Here is a 25,600-nt window from a genome sequence, read left to right as displayed (position 1 = left end):
TTTCACTCCTTTTCAGGGGGATGACTATTTCTTTCTTCTATTATATAGTATTCTTTCTATAATATAGAATTGATTTGAGATAAAGTAGAGGTAGAGTATGTTACAAAAATGGTTGTTTGGCATCGGTGGGGTTGTCCTCATGTTTACAATGTTTTTTTTATTTTTGGGGAATAGTGCTAGTGAAGATACATTGCTTGCGAAAAATATAATGGAAAAAGCAAATAATGGTACAACTATAGTGTCACTAAATAAATTAACGGATTTTGATTGGGAAAAAGCGCAAATTTTTGGACCTTATACAACGAAAGATGCGATTGAAGAAACAATGAACATACAGTTTAAAGGTAGTATTAGTGGATTAGATGTACGGGAAGATATTTTCCTTCTTGTATTTGCGAAAGAAGGCCATGCGATAAAGACAGCTGTGCTTTACAGAAACATAGGAGACTATTCAACAAAGAATGGTATATTAACACCAGATAACGATCTTCTATCTATAAAATAGAACTTTTATAATCTTTTTCACCACACTTCAATTAGTAACGGTTTAAGCTTCTATAACGATCAATCTTTCTTCTATAATTGATCTTCCTACCTGCAAGTAAGTCTTCTATCTAGTTATGCTTAGACATAAAAAACCTCCTAACTAATAATAGCTAGGAGGTTTAAACTTGCGAACGCTTACTTCACTTTTTCTGCTACACCCAATACATCGTTCTCTTCTAGGAACTTCGTATTGAATTGCGCTGATTTGAAGACATCATTGTTCATTAGTGCTTGGTGGAATGGAATGGTTGTATTAATTCCAGGACCAAATACTTCGAATTCACTTAAGGCGCGGTTCATTTTTGCAATCGCTTCTTCACGTGTATCCGCGTGAACAATTAGTTTTGCTACCATTGAATCGTAATATGGTGGGATTGTATAGCCTGCATAGACAGCAGAATCAATACGTACACCATAGCCACCTGGTGTTATATACGTATCAACAGTTCCTGCTGAAGGCATGAAGTTTTTATAGGCATTTTCTGCGTTAATACGGCATTCAATCGCCCAACCATTTAATTTTATATCATCTTGTGTGAATGGAAGCTTCTCACCAGATGCAATTTTTAATTGTTGTTGTACAAGATCTACACCAGAAATCATTTCTGTTACTGGGTGCTCAACCTGAATACGAGTGTTCATTTCCATGAAGTAGAACTTGTCCTCTTGATAGTCATAGATAAACTCGATTGTGCCAGCACCTTCATAGTTACATGCTTGTGCCGCTTTTACTGCAGCTGCACCCATTTCAGCACGACGCTCAGAGGATAGGGCTGGAGATGGAGCTTCCTCTACTAACTTCTGCATACGACGTTGAACCGTACAGTCACGTTCGCCTAAATGCACCACGTTACCGTAGCCATCTGCTAAAACTTGGATTTCACAGTGACGGAAGTACTCGATAAATTTCTCTAAATATACGCCAGGGTTACCGAATGCTGCAGCAGCCTCTTTTTGCGTAATTTCAATACCTTTTACAAGATCTTCTTCTGTACGTGCTACACGGATTCCTTTACCGCCACCACCAGCAGTTGCTTTGATGATGACAGGGTAACCAATTTTAGCAGCCCATTCTTTACCAGTTTCGATATCTGGTACAATACCAGTACCTGGAACAAGTGGAACGCCTGCTGCTTCCATTGTTGTACGTGCAACGTCCTTGATGCCCATAATTTTAATAGAATCAGATGATGGACCGATAAATTTAATGCCAGCGTTTTCACAAGCTTCAGCAAAATCAGCGTTTTCTGATACGAAGCCATATCCTGGGTGGATGCCATCAGCACCTGTCTTTTCAGCTACGCTAAGTAGCGCTGGGAAGCTAAGATAAGAATCTTTTGATAGCTTCGGTCCGATGCAATAAGCTTCGTCTGCTAACTTCACATGTAATGCGTCAGCATCTGCTTCAGAGTACACAGCAACCGATTGAATGCCTAACTCTTTACAAGCACGAATGATACGCACAGCGATTTCGCCGCGGTTTGCAATTAAAACTTTTTTCATTTGTTTTGCACTCCTTACTCAGCTTTTACAAGGAATAATGGTTGGCCGTACTCTACTAAGTCGCCATCTTTAACTAGAATTTCAACGATTTCCCCTTGCACTTCTGCTTCGATTTCGTTGAATAATTTCATTGCTTCTACGATACATACGATTGTTTCGTCCCCTACTTTGTCACCCACTTTTACGTAAGCAGGAGAATCTGGGTTTGGTGCTTGATAGAAAGTACCGACCATTGGAGATACAATTTTATGTAACGATGGGTCGTTAACTGATGGTGCCGCTGCAGCTGGTGCTGGCGCTTCTTCTTTCGCTGGTGCAGGTGTTACTGCTGGAGCTTCTGCTGGTGCAGATTGTTGTACAACAGGGGCTACTACTTCTTTTTTAGGTGCTACAGTTTCTGTAACAACAACATTATTCTTTTTAAGTTTTACTTTTGCGCCATCTACTTCATACACAAACTCGTCAATAGAAGAAGAATCCACTAATTTGATAATTTCACGAATTTCTTGAATTTTGAACATTTCTAACTCTCCTTATGAATTAAAATCTACTACAATAACTATTCTATATTTTTTCGTATCAATTTGAAATAGTTAAATGAAAATTAAGTAAATATGAACAAAATAAAAGGCTTTCCTTTACTAAGCGAAAGCCTTTTCATGAAGCTGATATATAACAACCTTTTGTAAATTAACTAAAAATTTATTTTTTTCTTTATTTTTTAATAATTATTTGCACTGAACTTGACTTGCACATCATTTGCGCCTTCCATCTCTGTTTTTACCAAATAAATAATTTCGTTTGCTTGGGCTTTTGACAATTCCTCTGCCATCACTGTCACCGACACTTTTTCTCCCTCAGCACGAACAAACGCATCAGAGTAGCCTAATGATTTTACGAGCATCTCAAGCATAGCTTCAGCTGATTCACGTTTAATAAGGCCATCCATTTCATTATATGCCTCATTTTTTTCTTCGGCAGAATATTCTTCTGAGGCAATCTTTTGTGTTAACTGTTCACGAAGCTGACTTCTCTCATCACTAACCTGCATACGCATTTCTTCAAATAAGTGACTTGGTGAAGATACTTCTTGTGTTATATCGTTTGTTGCCTCCTGATCTGTAACACCTGTGACAGCTGTTTGTTGCAGTGTATCATCTGTAAAAATAGTAAGACCATTGAATTGCTTTGCTGGATCTACCAAATAATACACTGAAATGACTGCTACTAAACTTAATAATGTCATAAACCAAACTGTTCTTCTACGTACGCGCATTTACTTTTCCTCCTTATTTTCCATTGGAACGATAATAATTCGATGAATCGGTAATTGCATCACTTGACTGACGACAGCACGAATTTCATTTTTCACAAAGATATCGGAAGCACCCTCTGAAACAACGAGCATTCCTGTCACGTTTTTCGTGCCTTGTTCAGTCCCTCGAAAATATTGGCTGAATAGTTTATTGGCATTCTGATCATCTGTCATCTCTCCATAATAAAAGTAGACTTTAACCTTCCCAACACCTTCCATTGCCTTCAGGGTTTGCTCAAGTTTTTCTTCATTCGTGAGCGGTGAACCATTGTCGCTTGTTGAATTCGTTTGATACATAGGTAAAATGATGAAAATTCCCACGGAGGCAGCTATCAAAATTAAAACCATCAATGACGTTGTTTTTTTTCGTGTCTTTTCCACATCACTTGTACATTGCCTCCTTTCATCTTCTCTTTTTCAAGTGTATGTACGCTTGTTTCTTCCTATGAATTGATAAATGGAATCTTTAATAGCAATTGCAAAAATACTAACGTGATGACCAACTTTGTCAGTGAAATTATTTCCTTATCATCCGTTAGAAACACAAAAATCTGACAGACAAACAGCAATGCCAATAAAAGAATCAATCTATCTCCCCCCTGCCATGACTTGTACGAACACAATGAGGAAAAAACAAGAAAACATAAATGAAAAAGCAATTAAAAATGATACAGCACATAAAGTAAATAGTGATTTGCTAACTTGATCTAGTAGTCTACAAATATCATCAAAGGCAATCGGTTCTAAAATAGCAGCAAGCATTTTCAAAGAATAGGCACTAACTACAAGCTGCACGGTTGGGATAAAAGACACCGTAATGACGGCGATAAAGGCGCTAATACTTGTAAGAGAAGATGTAAATTGAGTCATATGCTGAAACATCGAAAAACTATCCACAATAAAAGAACCAACAACTGGAATATTTTCTTCAATTAATTTTTTGACGGGCTCTGCTACAGCCGCATTGACACTAAATGCTGCTACACCACTTGCGGTCATCAGTAAGACATAGCAAATAACTGAGGCCGACACGATGCTCATAATTGTAAAGCGAATTAATTCAGCTATTCGAGTAAAGGATATTTCCTTTACGATGACACTGCATACATCAAAGACAATGGCCAAAAGCACGCCAGGAATAAGCCACTTACTACTGATAATGGTGAGGACTTGTACAAAAAACAGTAAAAAAGGCTGCCAGGAAGCAATCGCTGTAATACTACTGGATAATAAAAAGCTTGATGTAAGAATCGGATAAAATGCCGTAAATAGATGGGCTAGTCCTTGTGCAATTTCATCAATTAATGTAAAGGAGTTGACAACAACAGGACCGATTGTTGCTAAAACGATAAGAAAAAAAAGTATCCTTGTCCCTTTTTCAAACTCTGGTAATAGCATGTTCACAATCAAAATGATGATGACGTAGCTGCAAAGCATGAGCGTCATCTTGAGCAAGAGAAAGAATGGGTCGATTAAAAACGATAATATTTGCTCCTGCAATGGCTTCGCTCCTTAGTTTAGCCTTTTTAAAATGGCCGACACCTCCTGTAGAACAGCCAGAAATTCTTTAAACCAATACAGCAAAATCACAATTTTCACCGCAGCAAAAACGATGTTCCCGAGCACTTTATAATTATGTTCTGCCAAAAGCAATGCCACCCACTGCCCGACATAGAACATACTTGCACTGATTAAAATAGCCTTCGCATAAGGTAAAAACGCAAGTGTTTCTAACAATTGTTTGGCGAAAGGCAATAAAAGCGTCGAGAACAACATGCCAAAAAGCAAAAAAGAAAACATCACACTGATTAGCGCATGGAGTGGCTGTATAACTTCTTTTATCAGCAATAATAAAAGCAGCATGACAACAGCGACGATGACAATTTCCATTCACATTACCCGGATGAGGTAAGCCATTGGAAGAAGGTTAAAATCTCATTAAAGAATAGACGTAAAAATCGAAGTAATTCTGCTGTCATATATAAGTAAGCAATGAAAAAGAGGAAAAATGAAAACTCCTTCTTCCCTGTTTGATCAAAGAAAACATGAAGAAGCGCAACGACTAGTCCCACTCCAGCAACTCTTAATACGTCTTGTAATTCCATTCCTACGCCCCCTCGTGTACAGCAATATATGTCGCTCTTCAAAAAAAAAGACCTCTATACAGATGTATAGAGATCTTCTACGATAAAAAATTATAATAGTTTGCTCACAATGTTTTTCACCGTATCCGTTTGCTGTATGAGGTGACTATTTTCACCCATCCACATGGATAAATATTCTGCATTACCTTGCTCAGCACTTTCCTTACGAATGGTAGTCGTTAGATAATTTTGTAGTGGATAGGGTGCTACTGTCGCATCCTCCATACGTTTCGTGAAATCATTTGCTAAACCTCTTGCTGGTTTACCAGTAAATGCAAGCGTAATCGTCGTTTGTTGTTCTTTTGATGCCAATACAGCATTTTTATAGAGTGGCGAAATTTCGCATTCATCTGCCACTAGTAAAGCCGTCCCAATTTGAACTGCCTGTGCCCCACTTTCAAGTGCCTTTTGAATATCCTCTTTGGTTACAAGGCCTCCCGCAGCTATAATTGGAATCGCAACTTTTCCCACTACTTGTTGTAGTAAGTCATGCAATGGAATTAATTGCAGAGGGTCAGTAAAAGAGCCTCGATGACCGCCAGCCTCTCCCCCTTGTAATACAACCGCATCCATTCCTGCTTGCTCCACCAGTATGGCTTCCTCTAATGTGGTAGCAGTACCAATCGTATAGACGCCATGATCTTTTAATTGTTTAAGAACAGCTGGAGATGGCAGCCCAAATGTAAATGAACAAACTGCTACCTTTTCTTCAATCACAGCTTGAACCTGTCCTGCAAAAACTTCCTTTGATGTTACGCTCTGTACAGGGGATAATCCTAATTCATCGTAAAAAGGTTGCAGTGCCATTCTGGCTTGTTGTAAAACCTCGACATCAATTTTGGGTTCTTCTTGCACAAATAAATTGACCGCAAAGGGCTTTGTCGTTAATTTCTTCACTTCTTGAATAAACTGCTTTGTTTGTTCACCATCTAAGTAACCTGCACCAATTGAACCTAATAGGCCTGCCTCAGCACAAGCCGCCACAAATTTAGGTGATGTCACGCCTGCCATTGGTGCTTGTATAATTGGATATCGCATATCAAATGTTGTTTGTAGCATACCTTTCACTCCTTACTCTGATTGTAAACAATTCTACCAGTAATGACCATCTATCTGATGATAGAAACTTGATAGTACCTCAATAAAAATTAAATAGTGCTTCTATCTATTATCACATTAAATGAACGATTTGACAGTATATGTATAAGAAAAAAATAAAAACCTACTCTTTAATGAAAAGAGTAGGCTGATCATTATGCACGTGAAACGTAAGAACCCTCATCCGTGTTAATGATTAAAACGTCACCTTGGTTAACGAAGAATGGTACTTGTACGATTAGACCTGTTTCAAGAGTAGCAGGTTTTGTACCACCAGAAGCTGTATCACCTTTGATTCCTGGTTCTGTTTCTGTTACTTCTAATTGAACAGTGTTTGGTAATTCAACACCTAACATTTCACCTTGGTAAGATTGAATATGCACTTCCATGTTTTCTTTTAGGAATTTTAATTCATACTCAATAGCAGATGAAGCTAGTTCAGTTTGCTCATATGATTCCAAGTCCATAAATACATGCTCGTCACCTTGTGCATATAAATATTGCATTTTACGATTATCGATTTGTGCCTTTTCAACTTTTTCACCAGCGCGGAATGTTTTTTCATTCACTGAGCCGTTACGTAGGTTACGCAATTTAGAACGTACGAACGCAGCACCTTTACCTGGTTTTACGTGTTGGAAATCTAACACGCGGTATAATTGGCCATCAACAATAATTGTTAGACCTGTACGGAAATCGTTTACTGAGATCATTTGTGTTCCTCCAAAGTTTATAAAATAATGAGTTCTTTTGACGAATGTGTTAGTAGTTCATTACCCGTTTCTGTGATTAAAATATCATCCTCGATACGGACACCACCGATTCCAGGTAAGTAAACACCTGGTTCAATCGTCACGGCCATACCTGGCTCTAGCACTGTATCAGAACGCATCGATAAGCCAGGGCCTTCATGTACTTCAAGACCAATACCGTGTCCTAAAGAATGACCAAATGCTTCGCCATATCCTTTTTCTTTTAAGTAGTCACGTGCAATCGCGTCCGCTTGAATACCTGTTAATCCAGGACCCACTTTTTCAAGTGCTAACAGTTGAGAAGCAAGGACTGTATTGTACATATCTACCAATTTTTCAGATGGTTCTCCCACAGCCACAGTACGTGTAATATCCGAAATATAGCCATTATAAAGCGCACCAAAGTCTAATGTAACAAAGTCGCCTTTTTCAATCACTTTATTCGTTGCAACGCCGTGTGGTAATGCTGAACGAAGACCAGACGCAACAATCGTGTCAAACGAAGACTGAGTTGCTCCTTGTTTACGCATGAAAAATTCTAATTCATTCGAAACTTCAAGCTCGGTTTTACCAGGCTTGATGAAGCCTAAAATATGTGTAAATGCGTGATCTGCAATTTCACACGCAGCCTTAATAATATTAATCTCTTGTTCCGTCTTAATCAAGCGAATTTTTTCAATTAGCCCAGAAATCGGCACTAAATCTGCTTGAATCTTCGATTTATACAGTTCATAAGTGCCATAGCTTACAGTATCTTTCTCAAAGCCCAATAATTTGATACCCATATTATTTACTTGAGTAGCAATTTCTTCAATAATTGTGGCTTCATGCTTGACAATACGGAAGTCCTGAATTTGTGCAGCAGCCTGCTCTGTATAACGGAAATCTGTAATAAATACAGCATCATTTTGAGACACAATTGCTACGCCTGCTGTCCCTGTAAAACCTGTCATATAGCGACGGTTGTACCCATTCGTAATTAAAATACCATCGATGCTTTGTTCTTGAAGTGCTTTACGTAGCTTTTGTAATTTCAACATAATCAATTCTCCCTCTCGATAAATGTACGTAGTGCCAGTTCATAGCCTTTCGTACCTAGTCCACAAATTTGACCAAGGCAGGCCGGAGCAAGATAGGAATGATGTCGGAAAGCCTCACGTTTGTGGATATTGGAAATATGTACTTCGATAACTGGCACAGAAATACCTGCTATCGCATCATGCAATGCGATGCTTGTATGGGTATATGCACCAGGATTAAAGATAATACCATCATATTTTTCGTCCTCTGCTTCATGCACCCAATCTACTAGTACCCCTTCATGATTGGATTGACGAAATTCAACTGTAGCACCTAAAGAAGCCGCAAGATTTTGAACATTTTCTCGAACATCATCCAATGTTTCATGTCCATAAATATGTGGCTCTCGTTTACCAAGTCGATTTAAGTTCGGTCCATTCAAACATAATAACTTCACGCTTCTATTCGCCTCTTTCTATGTACTTGCCATTTATTTTATCATACACCGTGCATTCAGCAACTAATTTCAACTAGTGGTGCCATAAATATCCCCTTAAACGAAGGGGATATTTTGTACCTTCAACTTTGTTTTTGTGCTGTATGTTCCTTCTGATGGAAATTGGCGGTTTCAAGCAAGAAACGTAATAAACAAATAACGGTCACCATAAAGGGAATCGACAGTTTTTTAAAAGACGTAAGCTGTAATGGTAAATCTAAAGCAATCCATTCCAATGAGATGGTCACCAAAAGACCTAATAAAAGGGAAGAAAAGACAGCTGGGATGATATATACATAGCGCATAGTCATGTATAAAAATAAGCCGATAATAAATAGTAGAAAAATAAAAAAGGTCCATTGAAATAATTTGGAGCTTTCTTCAAACCAATTCCATTTTTTATAAAACCCTATCGGATGCCATTTAATGAGATGGAAATAATGTAAACCTTTTAAGCACAGCGCTAAAACAAGCGCATTGACAAGTGCTGTAATTGTCGCTACTTTCACCCTATACCTCTCCTTTATGCACACTAATTATTTCCTAAAATGTACGATTAGTGTAGCCATATAGAAAATTTACTATGCGTAACGGTAGAGGTTTTTCACTAAATTTAGTACAATGTTACAGTTGAAATATATAAAGAGAGTGGTGTTAGCCTTGAGCAATTCACCTGTATACGGGGGACAAGCACAATTAGAGGGTGTGATGTTCGGAGGAAAGGAACATACTGTTACAGCCATTCGTCGTAACGATGATTCCATTGATTATTATCATTTCAAAAAAGTACAAAAACCTTTGTTACAAAAGCTTAAAAAAATCCCATTTGTACGAGGCGTTGTCGCGCTAATTGAATCCGCTGGCTTAGGTTCTCGTCACATGCAATTTGCTGGGGATCGCTATGATGTGACACCTGGTGAAGAGGAAGATCATAAAGAAGAAGGCTCTAAACTTCAAATGATACTGGGCGTTGCTGTAGTAGGTATTCTTTCCTTTCTATTTGGAAAATTTGCCTTTACATTAATTCCTGTTTTTATAGCTGATTTTTTCTCAAAATGGATTGAAGGAAAAACGGGACAAATTTTACTGGAAAGCGGTATTAAATTATTGTTACTGCTAGCCTATTTATATTTTATCTCGTTAACCCCCCTCATTAAACGAGTATTTCAGTACCATGGTGCAGAGCACAAGGTGATAAATTGCTATGAAGCTGGATTAGACATTACCGTAAAAAATGTTCAAGCTCAATCACGCCTTCACTATCGTTGCGGCAGTAGCTTCATATTATTCACAGTGTTCGTTGGGATGTTTTTATATTTCTTTGTGCCTACAGATCCACTGTGGCTTCGTATTTTAGATCGTATTCTATTAATTCCTGTTGTTCTCGGGATCTCATTTGAAGTCTTACAAGCGACAAATGCCTGCCGTAATATTCCAGTGTTACGCTTCCTTGGCTACCCCGGCCTATGGCTCCAATTACTAACAACTCGTGAACCGAAGGACGATCAAGTAGAAGTAGCGATTGCTTCCTTTAATATGCTACGCCAAGTAGAGCAGCAACCTGAAATCGCTGCGACATTAAATCATGATTAATAAAAAAGGCAGCCCAACGTCGGAGCTGCCTTTTTTTCATTTTGTACTGCCTTGCATTTTCTGCTTAAACATAAAGATAGCGAGAATTGTCATAATTATTGTATAACCAATGACAACAATAAGTGAATAAAACACATTCGCATACTCTGCATGTAAGATAGCCCTAGCTGCATTGACTGCGTGCATGAAAGGTAAAAGCTGCGCAATCTTTTGAAATGTTCCACCAATCATATCTAATTCGAACCATGTTCCACTTAACCAAGTTGTCACATTAACAAAGATGGCAAATATCCCTCCTACCTGCTTATCTGTAAATAATGTCCCAAATAATAATCCACAGCTAATATAGAGTGGTGAAATTATTAGAAGTACAAGAATCATAAAGAGGATAGACTTATTAAATGGCAACCCTAAAAACATGGCGGTAGCTAAACAAACAAAAATTTGTAGCAAAGCTATTGGTAGTAAAGGTATCATATACCCTAAAATGTAATCAGCGGCAGACAAAGGAGAAACAAAAATCCTCATTAAAAAGGATGAACTTTTATCTTTTCCTAGTAACATTCCTGAAAACAGTGTGAGAAAAGAAAAACTAAATACAATGACGCCCGGTGTTAGGTTATTCATTTCATATAAAGCAAATGGCATATTTTTTTGCATAACAGAAAATAAGCCCAATAAAAGAATTGGTAAGCCTATACCAAATAATAAAGTGATTGGATCACGGACAATCTCTTTATGATTCCTTGTTGCAAACGCAGCTACCCTCACAATAACGCCTCCTCTGTTTTTTCCAAGAATACCTCTTCTAAAGAATGCTTGCCTGTTTCACTGATCAATTGTTGGATCGTGCCTAGTGCACATATTTGCCCATGATCCATAATTCCTACACGATCAGCTAAAGCCTCTATCTCTTCTAAATAATGGGAGGTCAAAATAATCGTGACATGTCCTTTTAAGTGCTTCAATATGTTCCATACATCATTCCTTGCCCGTATGTCCATCCCTAAAGTCGGTTCATCGAGGAACAATACCTTTGGGTTTGACATTAAAGCCATTGCTACACTTAAACGACGCTGGTAGCCGCCAGATAGTGTCTTAGCCTTGTCATGCTGATGTGGAGTCAGTCCGAATAAGGCCATTTTGTCATATACTTGTTGTTGTGCTTTTTCTTTTTCGTAGCCATAAATCTGACTGAATAATAATAGATTTTCATATACCGTTAAATTAGGTGCAACGGCCGTTTCTTGAGGAGAAATATTAATAACTTGTTTTACAGCCTGTGTATTTTGCACAATGCTTTTTCCATCTATTGTGGCATCCCCCTCTGTAGGTGAAAGGAGCCCACACAACATTTTGATTGTGGTTGTTTTGCCAGCACCATTTTGTCCTAAAAGAGCGAAAAGTTCACCTTGATGGATTTGTAAATTTAATTGATTAACGACTACACGCTCTTTATAAAGCTTTGTTAAATCTCTTATGTTAATCATCCTGCTCTTCACCTCGATTGGTAAGAATCGCATTAATTTTTTCTATGTCACGTTGTGAAAATCTATATTGTAAAACCCATGTCACAATATAAGTTCCGAGAAAGCTGGCTACGAGAGAAAAAATATTAGCCATCGTTTTTGGCATCCATAGTAGCGTTACAATCGGTATCCAAATCATTGCCGTTATGAAAAAGTGGACGAAATATTGCTTCAACATTCCCCAGCTAGCCATTTCAAAAATAAGTGCAGCAAGAGCAAAGGTAATGCCAATAACACCCGTTAATAGAATTTGAGTAATTATTGCACTTATCTCATCTGTAAAGTAAGCTCGAAATTCTGGCACCACCCAAACGTATTTTCCTTGCCCTATGCCCATTGATACAAAGAATTGCACAATTTGTCCCATTACTATACCGATCAAAAATCCACCAATAATACGTGTTAAAATGTCTTTTCGCATATTTATCACCTCAGATTCCTAATTGCTTCTTAATTTTGCTTACATAACGCCTTGAAGCGTATGTTTTTGTGCCATTCTTCAATTCAACTCCGATTGTACCTGTTCTACTAATGTCCATATGCTTGATCATGTAGCGATTGACTATTTCAGCATTTGAAATACGGAGAAACATTTGAGGATTGAGCTTTTCCTCCAGCTCATAAAGACGCAAACGTACCGTATAAACACCGTGAATGCTCTGGACACAAACCTTTTTTTGCTCTGTATAAATACGCACGATCTCCTTACTATCGATCAATTCAACGCCTTTATGGGAGAAAGCTAATAAAGTGCTTTCTGCTGTCGTAGTAATAATTTGCATAAGATGCTCAATGTCATCAGTCATTTTATCTGTGAGAATGATTACTTTGGGTTCTTTATATGTAGGGTCAATCGATATTTCCACCTTCATATGATCACTGTCCTTTCTACGCCTCACTATAAATTTTTCCATACATGTTGTAAATGGATTATCGACAACTGGTCGTTATCAAGGAATAAGTGGTAATCTATAAGATTCTGGCGAACAATAAAAACACCCTTTAAATAGGCCTATCCAAAGGGGTTAAACGTACAATTTAGCTTACTTAGAATCTTTTTTTACTTACTAGTAGGGCTGTAAAATCACCCACCATATTCGGGAGCTTTTAAAATATTGGGGGTAAGCTCTAATGATTGATTAAATTTTCCCAAATCAATTGCAGTGATTGATTGTTTTGAGACACCAACTAATTTTGACAAATCCTTCTGCGATTTCTGCAATTCACAAATTTTATTTTTCAAACATCTACAGATAAATAAACCTTGCTAAAAATGTACATAGAAAAAAACGTATTTTGAATGGCTCAAAACACGTTTTTCTGTGAATTATTTACTTAGGATATTGATAATCTTCTGTTGCGCATCCACTGCCTCAGGGATTGGCATCACAACAAACACATGATTCATCTTAGGATAAACAAAGGTATTGATTGCAACGCCTTGTTCTGTTAGCTTCTCATCAAACTGTATTGCATCTGGATATAAGCTTTCGTGGGACCCAATAAAATGAGTTATCTTGCCAACTCCTTGAAAATCGCCGTAAATTGGACTAATTATTGGATCCTTTAGAGCTTTATCAGCTGCCCATATTTTTGTTATGACTTCCATTCCTTCACTAGCTAACATGGGATCGTTTTCTTCATATTCCTGAATAAGTGGATTTTCTAAACTCATATCAACACATGCCGACAATAAAATAATATCTTGTGGTTGAGGCAGACCGTCTCGCTTCAACAGTTGAATTAGACCAAGTGCTATATTTCCACCTGCTGAATCTCCTATAATGGTTAATTGATTGGAGCTTTCAATAGATGCTAGAATGTCTTTATATAAGCTGAGCATCTTTGGGTACGTATCTTGATAGCTAAAATGAGGGACTTTTGGATAGATAGGCACAATAACTTTTGCATTTAAGGCTTGTGCCATTTTATCCATGAACAACCAGTGTAAATTTAAAGGTTGATTCGTCCAAGCTCCACCATGAATATAAAGAATCACCATTTGTGATGAAGACTTTTGGTCATTTAAAATAAAAACCTGCATATCCTCGAATGTTTGCTCCTTCAAAGCGCTTAAAAGATTGACATCCTCCCCAATCACATAAGGGTGAATATTTTCTGTTCCTCTTTGCTTAATAAATTGTTGAGCATTTTCAATACTAGAAAAGCTCTTTTTATTACTTTGTGAAAACAATAATTTTTCAAATTGCACACTCTCTACAGATCGTTCTCCATTAAAAATTTCTATACTCATGTTTTTCTCTCCTTTTATTGTTCATTCTGTTTCCAAACATGTAATGATTAATAAAGTGATGTGCCAAACCACTAAAACTGAGTATCGACAATAGTAAAATGCATCTTTTTAGCGAACTTTATTTTAATTCCACATTTTGAAGAATACTCCTTCTAAAATCTATCATCAAATAAAAAGACCTTCCTGTTGTAATCCATTGATTGTGCTGTATATAAAAAGCTGCCATTTTGAAACAAAATGACAGCTTTCATGTTGTTGAAAAAAGATGATGTCAACAGCAGAAAAAGTAACTTTGCAAGGTGAGAGGTTGATTTCCGTTCCGCCAGCGTCCTTTCCAAGGGGCGTCCCATGAGCCGCTTCACTCACTTCCGTTCGCTGCAGGGTCTCATCTGTGACGCTAAATCCCCTAGGAGTGACGCTGGCTCCACTCCAATCAACTATTCTGCAAAATGTCTTTACTTTTTTCATAGTAGTGGAGCGATCAAATCGCCCATTATCTATATTCTTAGAGGGTTATTTTCAATGTGGAGATGTGATGCTTGGCAACACCACTTCATAAAGAGTAGTGAACACCTTCAATTTACTAAAAAACTTTCGCTAAAAAGGTAACACTTTGATGGGTTGGAGTGGAAGGCTACTTGACTCCCGTGGGATAGAGAAACAGGCGAGACACTAAACGGAGCGGTAGCGGAGGAAGCGGCTTGGCGGTCGCCCACAGGAAAGAAAGTAGCTTGCAACGGAAATCCATTTCTACCTTTCAATTGACTGTTTTATTTTTCAACACTAAGAAAGCTGCCGTTTTGAAACAAAATGACAGCTTTCAATTAGGTATCTGTTCCCTCCAACCTACCGCTATATTATTGGAGGTGGATTTGATAATGGCGAGAAACAATACCTATCCTATTTTCTAACCTCTTCCACTCTATGAATGAGGCTAATCAATTTTGTCTTGCTAAATGTAGATAGTTAAGATTAATTATCCTGAAATAATTCATCTACTTCTTTTGATAAAATTTCTACCTCATCTTCTGAATTTGGAAATAGGGCTTGATTTGCCTTTTCATCTATTGCTTTGTTTTTGCTTGTTTATTATGTGGAGTTCCATCATTCAGAGGTAGCTATACAAAAGCGACACGTATGTATTCCTCGTTCTTTAAGCTTTCAAGGTGATGCAATTCAAGGTCATCCATCGTAATTCGACGGATTTTTAGTTTTTTATCATAATCCCCTGCCCAGAACCTAATTAATTCAGCACCTTGCTCTGGTTGTATATGTTCCTTCAAATAACTTAAAAAATCTTCTAAAAATTGAGGACCCCAATTTCCCTCGATGCCGTATACAAAGGATTTTTCATTATAAAGCCCTAAGTCATAAGGTGGATTATTCCATTCAAATATATTCAAATTTTCAAAAGCTGATTCATCTGCTGCATGTAAAACTCGTGCATCATCATCCATCAAATGCCACGACTGTGTTGGTGTACTCTCTGTAATTGGATATAATTTTTTTAATTCTCTTACTGTTATTTCAGCAATTCCTGTACAATCAACTGTTTGTAAAGCACTGTTCGCCACTAGGACAGAATATAACGTCATATGCTTGTCTCCTTAAGCTTTATTCTAATATTCGCTTCATAATGTTCTTCATTTAGTCTCACTACTTCAAGTTCTTTTTTATTGTCATTCAATTTTAATGCTAAACTTTGAATGCCAAAGAATTCTGTGAAGGTATGGCTTCCAATGATAAGATTTATTCCTTTAAATTGAGCATATTGAATTGTATATAAATTACATTCACCTGTAATATATACATCACATTTATTTTCAACCGCTTCCTTCAGGCAAGCTGTTGTGCCTCCATTTCCACAGACTAAGCCTACTCGATTCACCATTTTGTTATTGAACTGCCAAAATCTAACGGGTTCTTCAAGTAAAAATTCAAGTTTTGTTACGAAATCTTTAAATTCAATTTCTTTCTCATATTGAGCGATTCTACCGAAGAACAGTCCTTCCCATTCATGGGTTCTTTTAATAATCTCTAAATTCAATTTTTTTAATAAGCTATCATTTGTGCCAAAGTTACAGTCATCAAGTGGTAAGTGATTATAGTAATGGCTTATACCGTTCGCTGCTAGTTTTTCAGTACATGCCTCTTTTAATCCATAGATTTCATCCCATGCATCATGGTGTGTTAACATCATGTCCACTCCATGAATTCTTGCTTCCTCTATCGTTTCAAGCGTTAGGTTAACACAGTATCCTATTTTCTTCACTTCTTTATTTGCCTTGTATGTAACCCCAGATTCATTAGCATAGATTTCCTGATTTGTTACATTAAAAAGTTCATCAATTCTTTCAACTATTTGTGAAACATCCATACTTCCATCCCCCTTCTCATTTCAATACTTCTTATCTAAATTAATAAGTAAATATTCCCATTTACACAAAAATACCCCTTTAGATTATCTTAATCTAAAGGGGTAAAAAGTTACAACTGTTATTAAATTTAATTTATAGACCGCATTTCAACTGTGCGCCACAGTTTGTACATGTATTACAGCCGCCCATTTCTTCGACTGTGCCTTTACGGCATACTGGGCATGTATTCCCAACGTCTGAGCCAATAACAGTTGTTGACTCTAACGCTTGAATCGTATCTACTAATACGACTGGACGTTTTGTATGTTCTTCAACCAATTCCTCTTCAAATGAAAGTTGATCCATATCATTTTCTTCTGCTTTTAGTGTAAGTACTTGTGAATCACGGCTACCGTCAACATAGACCGTACCACCCTTAGCGCCACCTTTATATAGTCGCTCGTACACTTTTTCAACTTGCTGTACTGTATAGCCTTTTGGTGCGTTTACAGTTTTAGAAATAGAGGAATCGATCCATTTTTGAATAATGCATTGCACATCCGCATGCGCTTCTGGTTTTAGCTCCATTGCTGTAACGAACCATTCTGGAAGCTCTTGCTCATTTACTTCTGGATGACGGTTCAAATATTCTTGGACAATTTCAGCTTTTACTTCAATGAATTTACCTAGACGACCAGAACGATAGTACGTGAAGGAGAAGTATGGCTCAAGACCTGTTGCTACCCCTACCATTGTTCCTGTGGACCCTGTTGGTGCAACCGTTAATAAATGTGAGTTACGGATACCAGTCGCTAAAATTTGCTCTTTGATATGAGCAGGCATTTTTTGCATAAAGCCTGTCTCTGTAAAGGCTTTACGTAAACGTGCTGTTTCTTCGTCTGTAGCACCTACTAAGAACGGGAAGCTACCACGCTCTTTCGCAAGCTCTGTAGACGCCTCATACGCAGTTTCAGCGATTGTTTTAAAGATATCATCGACTAACGCATTCCCTGCTTCTGAACCGTATTCTTTTTCACAGTAAATCAGCAAATCGGCTAAGCCCATAACGCCTAATCCAACACGACGTTCACCAAGAGCTTGTACACGGTTTTCTTCTAAGAAGTAAGGTGTCGCATCAATCACATTATCCTGCATACGAACACCAACACGAACTGTTTCACGTAGTGCTTCGTAATCAACTGATTGATTTTCTTTATTCGCAAACTGTGCTAAATTCACAGCAGCTAAGTTACACACAGAATATGGTGCAAGTGGTTGCTCGCCACATGGGTTCGTCGCTACAACACTTTGACCGTATGCCTTTGCATTTGTCATGTCATTGGCGTTGTCAATGAAGAAAATACCTGGCTCTGCTGAGTATGTTGCACATACATTAATTAAATTCCATAACTCTTTTGCTTTAATTGTACGGTATGTGCGGACTTTATAGCCCATTTTCTCCCATTCACGAACATCACCAACTTCATGCCATTTCGTGTTGTAAACGCTCATTTCTTCCTTTGTATATTCTTCAACAGCTGGGAAACGAAGCTCGAAGTCAGCATCTTTTTCAACTGCTTCCATAAATTCTTTTGTTAATGTCACAGAAATGTTGGCACCTGTTAAAAACTCTGGGTTATGAACAGTGTACGTGCCACCATCACGTAATTTATTTTCAGCCTCACGAATGATCGCTGTATCAAATCCACCTAAGCCTTCAATGTTTTTATAATTCACGATGCCTTGATACATCGCTTCTTCTTGCATAGAAAGTGGCTTGAAGTTTAATTTTTCTTTGGCTAGACGGATGATTGTTTCATCCGTTGTATTTTCGATCAGGTAACGCAGAATACGTGGATTTTGCATTTTGGAAATAATAAACTCCACAATATCTGGATGCCAATCTGCTAGCATAATCATTTGTGCGCCACGACGTGATCCACCTTGCTCCACAAGATGTGTCAATTTAGCAATGTCATCTAACCAGGATACAGAACCAGATGATTTACCGTTTACACCACGAGCTAATGTGTTACGTGGGCGTAATGTTGAACCATTTGTTCCAACACCTCCACCGCGGCTCATAATCTCCATAACTTGCTTACGGTGATCACTGATACCTTCACGAGAGTCAGCGACAAATGGCATCACGTAACAGTTAAAGAAGGTTACATCAGTTTCAGATCCAGCTCCATAAATCACTCGTCCAGCTGGAATGAATTTCAAGGATACTAATTGCTCATAAAATTTTTCAAACCATTCTTGGCGTTTTTCTGGTGTTTTTTCAACAGCGGCAAGGCCCGTTGCATTTCGTTTTGCAATTTGTTCATAATATATCTCAAGAGGCTTTTCTAGCACGTCAATTGAACGCGTAATCACACCCGTTTCTTGCTCTTGCGGATCGTCTAATGCGCTACGATAATCTTCTTCAATCAAAATCTCTGCTGTTTTTGTAGACATATCCAATTTTTGAATTGTCCCTAAACCACGTGCAGGAAATTTCGGATCAGCTTTTACCGTTAATACAACAAAGTCGCCGGCTTTCAATGTTTTCTTTTCTGTGTCTTTAAACGAATAGCGATCGATCATGACAAGTCTCGATACACCTTTGTGTGTAATATGCATATCAGATGTTACGGGATGTACCTGCGGGAATTGTTCAATATCTTTGTTTAACTGTTCAAATTGATTGTTTACTTCGGGTTGATGATTTGTGAGTACCATCGTTTTGCCTCCCTTATTTTCTTCATTACAAAATAAATACACAATATCTCGTGTTGTTAAACACTACATATTGTGTATATGTCTTTAAAAAAGATACTATATATAGTTTTTTAATTCAACTCTTGCTTTTTTTAATAGATTCAGAACTACTTGTTATGACTAGGATTGAACGTTAAAAAATATTTTTTTCATACCATTTTTTACTTTTTAAAGTTCCACTCATCTGAAGCATATTTTTTTTCTTCTAAAGCTTGGACATATTCTAATTGCTCCTCAGAAAGTGTAAATGGTTTTAATTCAATTTGCAACGATTTTGCAAAACCATCTCTAAAAGCTGTCACACATTGTTCAACTGTCACTGGCTCTTTTACAAGACTGTTGATGGCAACAGCCTTTTCTGGTAGCTTTCTACGCATACGATTCTTCGCTTCTTCACTGGAGAAATTAAATACGGATAATAATTTCTCTTGATCCAAATCTAATAAAATGGCGCCATGCTGTAAAATGACACCCTTTTGACGTGTTTGAGCACTTCCAGCTATTTTTTTCCCTTCTACGACAAGTTCATACCAACTTGGTGCATCAAAGCAAACAGCACTTTTTGGACTCTTCAGGTCCGCTCTTTTCTCCTCTGTATCAGGTACACTAAAATAGGCATCCATACCCAGGTTATGGAAACCTTGCAAAATTCCCTCACTTAACACACGATATGCCTCTGTCACAGATTCTGGCATATTCGGATAGCTTTCCGTCACAATGACACTATAAGTTAGCTCATGTTCATGTAGGACAGCTCGTCCACCAGTTGGTCGACGTACAAAACCTAAGCCTTGTTCACGCACAGCATCTAAATTAATATCTCTTTTAGCTTGTTGAAAATAACCAATGGATAATGTCGCAGGCTCCCACTCGTAGAAACGAATTACTGGTGGAATTAACCCCTCACTATGCCAATCAAGTAAGGCTTCATCTAGTGCCATATTAAAAGAAGGACTACATTTCCCTGAATTTAAAAAATACCAAGTTGTCATATGCTCATCTCCTACAAATATAAAATGATCCATCAGGCCCCACCTGTGGGTCAACTTTAACGAATAGTATACTACAGTTCAAATTGCGAACGATTGCTTGTGTAACGAAAAAAGCGATTTCGCTACAACCTAGTTAATTTTATCAAACTCATTGGACTATCGCTAGCGCATCTTTTATAATAATAGAGAAGATAGAAAGGGGTAAGAAAATCTTGGACATACTTATCACAATCGGTGTCGTTTTAGTAGTCACAATTGCATATATCGGAATTAATGCACTACGACTCAAAAAAGCCGTAACCAACCTAACACAAGAGCAATTCATAGAAGGCTATCGTAAAGCCCAGCTGATCGATGTTCGTGAGCAAAAAGAATTTGATGCTGGTCACATTCTTGGTGCACGAAATGTTCCTTCGACAACACTACGTCAACGTTATAAAGAAATTCGCCCAGATTTACCAGTATATCTATACTGTCAAAATACAGGCCGTAGCTCACGTGCTGCACTATTTCTTAAAAAACGTGGGTACAACCAAATTTACCAACTTCAAGGTGGTTTCAAAACTTGGACAGGTAAAATAAAAGCAAAAAAATATTAATGCTCTCATCAGAAAAAGTCGTCTCAAAGTACTATGAGACGACTTCTTTTTTAAAAAATTCAGAGTTTCTACTATATTATATCTATTTCAAATGATGCTGTACGAGCTTCATGTCATTAAATTAAAAAAGTAAAGCAACAAAACGCATTATAATCCCCTTTTTGATACAAAGTCTACTTTGAACGAGTTCGCTACTTGAGTCGGGTCCTCATAAAAATGAGCGCTTCGTCCACTTTTTTGAGCGTCCTTTTCATTTGTTTGAGCACTTCCACACTCTTTTGGAGCGGTTTTCACTTATGTTTGAGCACTTCGACAGCTATGTTGAGCAATCTTCCAATAATCCATCTCATATTAAAAACCCCTTCACGAAACACTTTGTATGACCAAAAATACTATTTTTCGTTAGAGATATGCCTGTTACGAACCCCATTCTTCTATTTTTCTGAAAATAGTCAAAATTTATTGTTGAATAATTTTAGAAGCACTGTTAGGATGTATAATATCTTACAATAATAATTGATTATCAAGTTAATAAGCTATGAATGCTATGGATCAAACTATAGCAGGAGCAGTTCTGGAGAGAGCGCACATTGCGTCGCCGAAGGGTTCACTATCTCAGGCAAAAGGACAGAGGAGTAATACAGCTTTTATAAGCGATGCTACATAAAATATTTAACCTATTTCATGTAGACATCTGTGAGTAAATGATATTTGTTATTCTGACGTTTTTCCGAGACTAGTGTCACAACTAGTCTCTTTTTATTTTTCCAGTCATAGTTTTTTATGCATCTTTGAGGGGGATTAACGTGGAACAGCAACAATTAAAACGAGATTTAAAAAATCGCCATGTGCAGCTTATTGCCATTGGCGGAACAATTGGGACTGGTTTATTTTTAGGCTCTGGAAAAGCCATTGCCTTAGCAGGGCCTTCGATCATCCTAGCCTACTTAATTGTGGGGACAGCGCTATTTTTTGTGATGCGTGCCTTAGGTGAATTGTTACTATCCAACGCAGGCTACACTTCATTTACGGATTTTGCATCCGAGTACATAGGGCCTTGGGCAGGTTATGTAACAGGTTGGACATACTGGTTCTGTTGGATTATGACCGCAATGGCAGACATTATTGCGGTGGGGGTTTATACACAATATTGGTTTGATCTCCCACAATGGGTGCCAGCCATTGGTTGCCTTGTATTGTTATTACTACTAAATCTATTAACCGTTAAGCTTTTTGGTGAGCTAGAATTTTGGTTCGCTATTATTAAAGTTATTACGATTGTCGCACTTATTATTATTGGTCTTATTATGTTAGTAACTGGCTTTCAAACTAGCTCAGGGACCGTATCAGTTGAAAATCTGTGGGCACATGGAGGCATGTTCCCAAATGGTATATACGGCTTTTTAATGGCCTTCCAAATGGTAGTCTTTGCATTTGTTGGAGTGGAATTAGTGGGGGTTTCAGCAGCTGAAACCGCAGATCCTCAAAAAAATATTCCTTCTGCCATTAATAAAATTCCATTTCGCATTTTGCTTTTCTATGTAGGGGCATTATTTGTCATTTTATGTATTAACCCATGGTATGAAATGTCTGCTTCAAGCAGTCCCTTTGTCCAAGTGTTTACATTAGCAGGTATCCCGATTGCTGCTGGTATTATAAATTTTGTTGTGCTTACTTCAGCGGCTTCAGCAGGTAACAGTGGGTTATTCTCCACAAGTCGGATGCTCTATAATCTTGGTAACAATAAACAGGCGTCTGCAGCATTCGCAAAACTCAACAGAAACAGTGTGCCAAGTAATGCTCTCGTTATTTCTGCTATTGTTGTATCAGTTGGTGCTCTGTTAAGTAAGTTGATGCCAGAGAATGCCTTTAGTGTTGTGACGACAATCAGTGCAATTTGTTTTATATGGGTGTGGAGCATTATCATCATTTCTCACATCATCTACAAACGAAAAAAACGTGCTTTACATGAAGCTTCCATCTTCAAAGCACCACTGACTCCTTTTATCAACTACGTCGTGCTTGCGTTTTTCGCCTTTTTATTAATGGTGATGTTTATTTCTGAGGCTACGCGTACAGCACTGCTGTTAACACCAATTTGGTTTATCGCTTTATTTATTATTTATAAAATGAAAAAAAGATGACTTCAGACTAAGCGCTGAAATCATCTTCACTTATTAAAAAATAGTCATATCCCATTCTGTTGCTAGCTGTTTCAGCAACTGTACACCTGCCACACTGTTTCCTATTGGATCAATCGCTGGTCCGTAAATTCCGATACCACAGCCAGTAGGAAACGGCGAGTGCAGGCCTGCATGTCCTGGAACAGCCGCAAGAATCGCACCTGATACACCACTTTTGGCAGGGAGGCCAATAAATGCCGCAAACTTCCCTGAGGCATTGTACATACCACACGTTACCATTAAAGCCTTCGCTAATTTTGCCACTTGTTTTGGGAATAGCTGTTTCTTTAACAGTGGGTGATAGCCATCATTCGCAATAACTAGGCCAATCATGGCTAAATCTGATACATTGACTTCAATTGCACATTGCTTCAAATAAACCTCAAGTGCCGCCTCTACTGGACAATCTAAAAACCCTGAATCCATTAAGTAATAGGCCAATGCTCGATTACGATTAGCCGTTTGCCACTCTGACTGGAATACTTCTTCATTGATACTCAATTGCTTGCCGATGATTTGTTCTAAAAATTGTAGAATCTTTGTGACCTTCTCTTGCGGAGAATGACCAGCCAACATGGAGGATACCGTAATAGCCCCAGCATTAATCATCGGGTTAAAGGGTTTACCTGGCTGATGACTTTCTAAGCGAATAATTGAGTTAAAGGTATCTCCTGTTGGTTCAACATCTACTCTTTCTAAAACATATGGTAAGCCTCGATCCATACAGGCTAAAATAAAGGTAATAACCTTGGAAACGCTTTGAAGGGTAAATAGTTCTTCGGTATCTCCCGCTTTGATTTCGTGGCCTTCAGTCCCCACAATCGCCACAGCTAATTGATTAGGATCTTTTTTGGCTAAAGCAGGGATATAATTAGCACATTGCCCTTCTTTGGTAGCTGCACGATACTGTGATACCCACTGTGCTAGAAGATGATGCTGATGATTGGGTTGTGTTGACATGTCGCGTTCTCCTTTCAAAATGAGGCAAAAACAGAGCCTTCATAGTTCTCCTATGAAGACTCTATCCTGTTAGCGCTTAGGTGGCTGTGTTCCCTCTGGAATTAAAGATTGATATGTTTCACCATCTAGACGTTCTTGCCATTCCTTTTTCGCTTTTTCAATGTATAGAGGATTATCCAGCAACGCTAAGGCTGTACAAGCCATAATTTTAGCAGCCTGTAGCATTCCTTTATGCGCTATTGGGGTCACTCCCTGAGACACTACCTGCCATGTATGTAATGGTGTCCCTAATGCCATGCATACAGTTGTACACTGTACGGTTGGTACGTTCCAGCTAACATCGCCAACATCTGTAGAGCCACCCATAATAAATTCAGGTAGCATGCCTGGAACATGATCAGCAATCACTTTGCCTTGTAGTTGCTTGGCATCTTCTCTGCGTAAGCCCACTAATGAAGCTGCTTGTACTTCTGGTGTAAACGTATTGAAAATTGCCTGCGCATACTGTTCATCCTCTATTGTATAGTCTGGCATACCAATTTCAAGTATTTGTTGATACATCACATCATAAAGTGTTTTATTTGTAATAAGATTTGATGCAGCACCTTCAAACTCAATGTCCACTGACGTCCCTGTCATCATTGTGGCACCCTTTGCAATGTTCTCAACGCGCTGATAAATTTCCTGCACTTGCTGCTTTTTAGGTGCCCTAACTAGATACGTTACCTCTGCATATGGTTGAACGACATTTGGCGAAGTTCCGCCAGAATTAGTAATGGCATAATGCACACGTGCTTCTGGAATGATGTGTTCTCGTAAGTAGTTTACCCCAACATTCATAAGCTCAACAGCATCTAAAGCACTTCGTCCAAGATGTGGTGCAGCTGCGGCATGAGCACTTTTGCCCGTAAACTTAAACGTTGCGGCATAGTTTGCTAGAGAACTACACGTCATCACAGTCGAAAACGTACCTGGATGCCAAGAGATCGCGATATCAACATCATCAAAAAGGCCAGCCTTTGCCATATAAGCTTTACCAGATCCATTCTCCTCTGCAGGGCAACCGTAAAAACGGATTGTTGCTGACTGATGATTTTGCTCTAAATAATCCTTTACAGCAACAGCAGCTGCGAATGCGCCAGTACCTAATAAATTATGACCACAGCCATGTCCGCTTCCACCATCAACAAGAGGCTCATGTTGTGTCGCCCCACCTTTTTGACTCAAGCCTGGAAGCGCATCATATTCACCTAAAAAGGCAATGACAGGCTGACCAGAACCATACGTTCCAACAAGCGCTGTTTCAAGAGCAGCAACACCGACTTCTGTTTGAAAACCCTCTTTTTCTAGTGCCTGTTTCATATATTCCATCGATTTCTTTTCTTGAAAATGAAGCTCGGGCACAGCCCAAATCGCATCGCTTAATGCTACTGTAGCTTGCTGTTTTGCTTCAATTAATGTTGAAATTTTTTCATGATAACTCATATTTGTCCCTC

29 protein-coding genes and 1 riboswitch are annotated in these 25,600 nt (G+C 38.2%); of the genes, 4 read left to right on the top strand and 25 right to left on the bottom strand.

Annotated features, from left to right (window positions below):
* Positions 1 to 97 precede the first annotated feature (97 nt).
* Positions 98 to 505, top strand: coding sequence for a hypothetical protein (locus tag NY607_RS22240; protein ID WP_259420381.1), 408 nt, complete (start codon positions 98 to 100; stop codon positions 503 to 505).
* Between the two features lie 176 nt (positions 506 to 681).
* Here NY607_RS22240 and accC read toward each other — a convergent pair whose 3' ends face one another.
* The 13 genes from accC to NY607_RS22175 form a co-directional block, all read right to left on the bottom strand.
* Complete coding sequence (accC, locus tag NY607_RS22235; protein WP_259420380.1) at positions 682 to 2,049, bottom strand: acetyl-CoA carboxylase biotin carboxylase subunit; 1,368 nt, start codon at positions 2,047 to 2,049, stop codon at positions 682 to 684.
* 14 nt (positions 2,050 to 2,063) lie between these two features.
* Complete coding sequence (gene accB / locus NY607_RS22230; protein WP_004231133.1) at positions 2,064 to 2,570, bottom strand: acetyl-CoA carboxylase biotin carboxyl carrier protein; 507 nt, start codon at positions 2,568 to 2,570, stop codon at positions 2,064 to 2,066.
* A 200-nt stretch (positions 2,571 to 2,770) separates the two neighbouring features.
* Positions 2,771 to 3,325: a SpoIIIAH-like family protein gene (locus NY607_RS22225; protein ID WP_004231131.1), complete on the bottom strand. Its 555-nt coding sequence runs from the start codon at positions 3,323 to 3,325 to the stop codon at positions 2,771 to 2,773.
* Positions 3,326 to 3,745, bottom strand: coding sequence for a hypothetical protein (locus NY607_RS22220; RefSeq protein WP_048392288.1), 420 nt, complete (start codon positions 3,743 to 3,745; stop codon positions 3,326 to 3,328). It abuts the gene before it with no gap.
* Positions 3,746 to 3,807: 62 nt separating this feature from the next.
* Positions 3,808 to 3,951: a hypothetical protein gene (locus tag NY607_RS22215; protein WP_004231124.1), complete on the bottom strand. Its 144-nt coding sequence runs from the start codon at positions 3,949 to 3,951 to the stop codon at positions 3,808 to 3,810.
* A gap of 1 nt (position 3,952) precedes the next feature.
* Entirely contained in the window at positions 3,953 to 4,864 is a 912-nt protein-coding gene (locus NY607_RS22210) for a stage III sporulation protein AE (RefSeq protein ID WP_004231121.1), read from the bottom strand.
* A gap of 12 nt (positions 4,865 to 4,876) precedes the next feature.
* Positions 4,877 to 5,254, bottom strand: coding sequence for a hypothetical protein (locus NY607_RS22205; RefSeq protein ID WP_016994741.1), 378 nt, complete (start codon positions 5,252 to 5,254; stop codon positions 4,877 to 4,879).
* Positions 5,255 to 5,259: 5 nt separating this feature from the next.
* Positions 5,260 to 5,469, bottom strand: coding sequence for a hypothetical protein (locus NY607_RS22200; RefSeq protein ID WP_012295089.1), 210 nt, complete (start codon positions 5,467 to 5,469; stop codon positions 5,260 to 5,262).
* A 90-nt stretch (positions 5,470 to 5,559) separates the two neighbouring features.
* Positions 5,560 to 6,567 carry an NAD(P)H-dependent flavin oxidoreductase gene (locus tag NY607_RS22195; protein ID WP_048392287.1) on the bottom strand — a complete coding sequence of 336 codons (1,008 nt, stop codon included), beginning with the start codon at positions 6,565 to 6,567 and terminating at the stop codon, positions 5,560 to 5,562.
* Positions 6,568 to 6,761: 194 nt separating this feature from the next.
* Positions 6,762 to 7,319, bottom strand: a complete 558-nt coding sequence (gene efp, locus NY607_RS22190; RefSeq protein WP_004231115.1) for an elongation factor P — start codon at positions 7,317 to 7,319, stop codon at positions 6,762 to 6,764.
* 17 nt (positions 7,320 to 7,336) lie between these two features.
* Positions 7,337 to 8,398 (bottom strand): M24 family metallopeptidase, encoded by a 1,062-nt coding sequence (locus NY607_RS22185; RefSeq protein ID WP_081010950.1) that lies wholly within the window; start codon positions 8,396 to 8,398, stop codon positions 7,337 to 7,339.
* 2 nt (positions 8,399 to 8,400) lie between these two features.
* Positions 8,401 to 8,835 carry a type II 3-dehydroquinate dehydratase gene (gene aroQ, locus NY607_RS22180; protein WP_004231111.1) on the bottom strand — a complete coding sequence of 145 codons (435 nt, stop codon included), beginning with the start codon at positions 8,833 to 8,835 and terminating at the stop codon, positions 8,401 to 8,403.
* A gap of 122 nt (positions 8,836 to 8,957) precedes the next feature.
* Positions 8,958 to 9,383, bottom strand: a complete 426-nt coding sequence (locus NY607_RS22175) for a hypothetical protein (protein ID WP_048392286.1) — start codon at positions 9,381 to 9,383, stop codon at positions 8,958 to 8,960.
* A 112-nt stretch (positions 9,384 to 9,495) separates the two neighbouring features.
* Between NY607_RS22175 and NY607_RS22170 the strand changes: the two genes are divergently transcribed.
* Positions 9,496 to 10,467, top strand: a complete 972-nt coding sequence (locus NY607_RS22170; RefSeq protein ID WP_396631601.1) for a DUF1385 domain-containing protein — start codon at positions 9,496 to 9,498, stop codon at positions 10,465 to 10,467.
* Positions 10,468 to 10,503: 36 nt separating this feature from the next.
* Here NY607_RS22170 and NY607_RS22165 read toward each other — a convergent pair whose 3' ends face one another.
* The 10 genes from NY607_RS22165 to NY607_RS22115 form a co-directional block, all read right to left on the bottom strand.
* The gene (locus NY607_RS22165) at positions 10,504 to 11,238 is read right to left on the bottom strand and encodes an ABC transporter permease (RefSeq protein ID WP_054549158.1); all 735 of its coding nucleotides are present in this window, start codon (positions 11,236 to 11,238) and stop codon (positions 10,504 to 10,506) included.
* Entirely contained in the window at positions 11,235 to 11,957 is a 723-nt protein-coding gene (locus tag NY607_RS22160; RefSeq protein ID WP_259420379.1) for an ABC transporter ATP-binding protein, read from the bottom strand. Before NY607_RS22160 ends, NY607_RS22165 begins: the two co-directional genes overlap by 4 nt.
* Entirely contained in the window at positions 11,950 to 12,417 is a 468-nt protein-coding gene (locus NY607_RS22155; RefSeq protein ID WP_048392282.1) for a DUF3021 domain-containing protein, read from the bottom strand. Before NY607_RS22155 ends, NY607_RS22160 begins: the two co-directional genes overlap by 8 nt.
* A gap of 10 nt (positions 12,418 to 12,427) precedes the next feature.
* On the bottom strand, positions 12,428 to 12,868 hold the full coding sequence (locus NY607_RS22150) for a LytTR family DNA-binding domain-containing protein (RefSeq protein WP_048392281.1): 441 nt from the start codon (positions 12,866 to 12,868) through the stop codon (positions 12,428 to 12,430).
* Between the two features lie 455 nt (positions 12,869 to 13,323).
* The gene (locus NY607_RS22140) at positions 13,324 to 14,250 is read right to left on the bottom strand and encodes an alpha/beta hydrolase fold domain-containing protein (RefSeq protein ID WP_259420378.1); all 927 of its coding nucleotides are present in this window, start codon (positions 14,248 to 14,250) and stop codon (positions 13,324 to 13,326) included.
* A 165-nt stretch (positions 14,251 to 14,415) separates the two neighbouring features.
* Entirely contained in the window at positions 14,416 to 14,718 is a 303-nt protein-coding gene (locus NY607_RS22135) for a hypothetical protein (RefSeq protein WP_259420377.1), read from the bottom strand.
* Between the two features lie 650 nt (positions 14,719 to 15,368).
* Positions 15,369 to 15,845, bottom strand: coding sequence for a hypothetical protein (locus NY607_RS22130; protein ID WP_054549155.1), 477 nt, complete (start codon positions 15,843 to 15,845; stop codon positions 15,369 to 15,371).
* Positions 15,842 to 16,627: a Nif3-like dinuclear metal center hexameric protein gene (locus NY607_RS22125; RefSeq protein WP_131522439.1), complete on the bottom strand. Its 786-nt coding sequence runs from the start codon at positions 16,625 to 16,627 to the stop codon at positions 15,842 to 15,844. Before NY607_RS22125 ends, NY607_RS22130 begins: the two co-directional genes overlap by 4 nt.
* Before the next feature lie 133 nt (positions 16,628 to 16,760).
* The gene (locus NY607_RS22120) at positions 16,761 to 19,331 is read right to left on the bottom strand and encodes a vitamin B12-dependent ribonucleotide reductase (RefSeq protein ID WP_237898230.1); all 2,571 of its coding nucleotides are present in this window, start codon (positions 19,329 to 19,331) and stop codon (positions 16,761 to 16,763) included.
* A gap of 200 nt (positions 19,332 to 19,531) precedes the next feature.
* Positions 19,532 to 20,362 (bottom strand): lipoate--protein ligase family protein, encoded by an 831-nt coding sequence (locus tag NY607_RS22115; RefSeq protein WP_048392686.1) that lies wholly within the window; start codon positions 20,360 to 20,362, stop codon positions 19,532 to 19,534.
* A gap of 212 nt (positions 20,363 to 20,574) precedes the next feature.
* On the opposite strand from NY607_RS22115, the gene NY607_RS22110 reads away from it, so the two are divergent.
* Positions 20,575 to 20,961 (top strand): rhodanese-like domain-containing protein, encoded by a 387-nt coding sequence (locus tag NY607_RS22110; RefSeq protein ID WP_004231073.1) that lies wholly within the window; start codon positions 20,575 to 20,577, stop codon positions 20,959 to 20,961.
* A gap of 564 nt (positions 20,962 to 21,525) precedes the next feature.
* Positions 21,526 to 21,602, top strand: a riboswitch (glycine riboswitch).
* A gap of 165 nt (positions 21,603 to 21,767) precedes the next feature.
* Positions 21,768 to 23,105: an amino acid permease gene (locus NY607_RS22105; RefSeq protein ID WP_131522437.1), complete on the top strand. Its 1,338-nt coding sequence runs from the start codon at positions 21,768 to 21,770 to the stop codon at positions 23,103 to 23,105.
* A 33-nt stretch (positions 23,106 to 23,138) separates the two neighbouring features.
* Here NY607_RS22105 and NY607_RS22100 read toward each other — a convergent pair whose 3' ends face one another.
* Positions 23,139 to 24,104 carry a glutaminase gene (locus NY607_RS22100; protein ID WP_048392274.1) on the bottom strand — a complete coding sequence of 322 codons (966 nt, stop codon included), beginning with the start codon at positions 24,102 to 24,104 and terminating at the stop codon, positions 23,139 to 23,141.
* Positions 24,105 to 24,173: 69 nt separating this feature from the next.
* Positions 24,174 to 25,589 carry a M20 family metallopeptidase gene (locus NY607_RS22095; RefSeq protein WP_259420376.1) on the bottom strand — a complete coding sequence of 472 codons (1,416 nt, stop codon included), beginning with the start codon at positions 25,587 to 25,589 and terminating at the stop codon, positions 24,174 to 24,176.
* Positions 25,590 to 25,600: the final 11 nt, after the last annotated feature.

This window comes from Lysinibacillus sp. A4, assembly GCF_024919535.1.
GTDB classification, from domain to species: domain Bacteria; phylum Bacillota; class Bacilli; order Bacillales_A; family Planococcaceae; genus Lysinibacillus; species Lysinibacillus capsici.
Note: the sequence above shows the minus strand (reverse complement) of the source record. Positions and strands in the feature narration are given on the sequence as shown.

Bases quoted from the DNA above. Each gene is read 5' to 3' on its own strand.
- NY607_RS22240 (WP_259420381.1), top strand. From the start codon at position 98: ATGTTACAAAAATGGTTGTTTGGCATCGGTGGGGTTGTCCTCATGTTT.
- accC (WP_259420380.1), bottom strand. From the start codon at position 2,049: ATGAAAAAAGTTTTAATTGCAAACCGCGGCGAAATCGCTGTGCGTATC.
- accB (WP_004231133.1), bottom strand. From the start codon at position 2,570: ATGTTCAAAATTCAAGAAATTCGTGAAATTATCAAATTAGTGGATTCT.
- NY607_RS22225 (WP_004231131.1), bottom strand. From the start codon at position 3,325: ATGCGCGTACGTAGAAGAACAGTTTGGTTTATGACATTATTAAGTTTA.
- NY607_RS22205 (WP_016994741.1), bottom strand. From the start codon at position 5,254: ATGGAAATTGTCATCGTCGCTGTTGTCATGCTGCTTTTATTATTGCTG.
- NY607_RS22200 (WP_012295089.1), bottom strand. From the start codon at position 5,469: ATGGAATTACAAGACGTATTAAGAGTTGCTGGAGTGGGACTAGTCGTT.
- NY607_RS22195 (WP_048392287.1), bottom strand. From the start codon at position 6,567: ATGCTACAAACAACATTTGATATGCGATATCCAATTATACAAGCACCA.
- efp (WP_004231115.1), bottom strand. From the start codon at position 7,319: ATGATCTCAGTAAACGATTTCCGTACAGGTCTAACAATTATTGTTGAT.
- NY607_RS22185 (WP_081010950.1), bottom strand. From the start codon at position 8,398: ATGTTGAAATTACAAAAGCTACGTAAAGCACTTCAAGAACAAAGCATC.
- NY607_RS22170 (WP_396631601.1), top strand. From the start codon at position 9,496: ATGTTACAGTTGAAATATATAAAGAGAGTGGTGTTAGCCTTGAGCAAT.
- NY607_RS22160 (WP_259420379.1), bottom strand. From the start codon at position 11,957: ATGATTAACATAAGAGATTTAACAAAGCTTTATAAAGAGCGTGTAGTC.
- NY607_RS22155 (WP_048392282.1), bottom strand. From the start codon at position 12,417: ATGCGAAAAGACATTTTAACACGTATTATTGGTGGATTTTTGATCGGT.
- NY607_RS22150 (WP_048392281.1), bottom strand. From the start codon at position 12,868: ATGAAGGTGGAAATATCGATTGACCCTACATATAAAGAACCCAAAGTA.
- NY607_RS22140 (WP_259420378.1), bottom strand. From the start codon at position 14,250: ATGAGTATAGAAATTTTTAATGGAGAACGATCTGTAGAGAGTGTGCAA.
- NY607_RS22135 (WP_259420377.1), bottom strand. From the start codon at position 14,718: ATGAAAAAAGTAAAGACATTTTGCAGAATAGTTGATTGGAGTGGAGCC.
- NY607_RS22130 (WP_054549155.1), bottom strand. From the start codon at position 15,845: ATGACGTTATATTCTGTCCTAGTGGCGAACAGTGCTTTACAAACAGTT.
- NY607_RS22125 (WP_131522439.1), bottom strand. From the start codon at position 16,627: ATGGATGTTTCACAAATAGTTGAAAGAATTGATGAACTTTTTAATGTA.
- NY607_RS22120 (WP_237898230.1), bottom strand. From the start codon at position 19,331: ATGGTACTCACAAATCATCAACCCGAAGTAAACAATCAATTTGAACAG.
- NY607_RS22115 (WP_048392686.1), bottom strand. From the start codon at position 20,362: ATGACAACTTGGTATTTTTTAAATTCAGGGAAATGTAGTCCTTCTTTT.
- NY607_RS22100 (WP_048392274.1), bottom strand. From the start codon at position 24,104: ATGTCAACACAACCCAATCATCAGCATCATCTTCTAGCACAGTGGGTA.
- NY607_RS22095 (WP_259420376.1), bottom strand. From the start codon at position 25,589: ATGAGTTATCATGAAAAAATTTCAACATTAATTGAAGCAAAACAGCAA.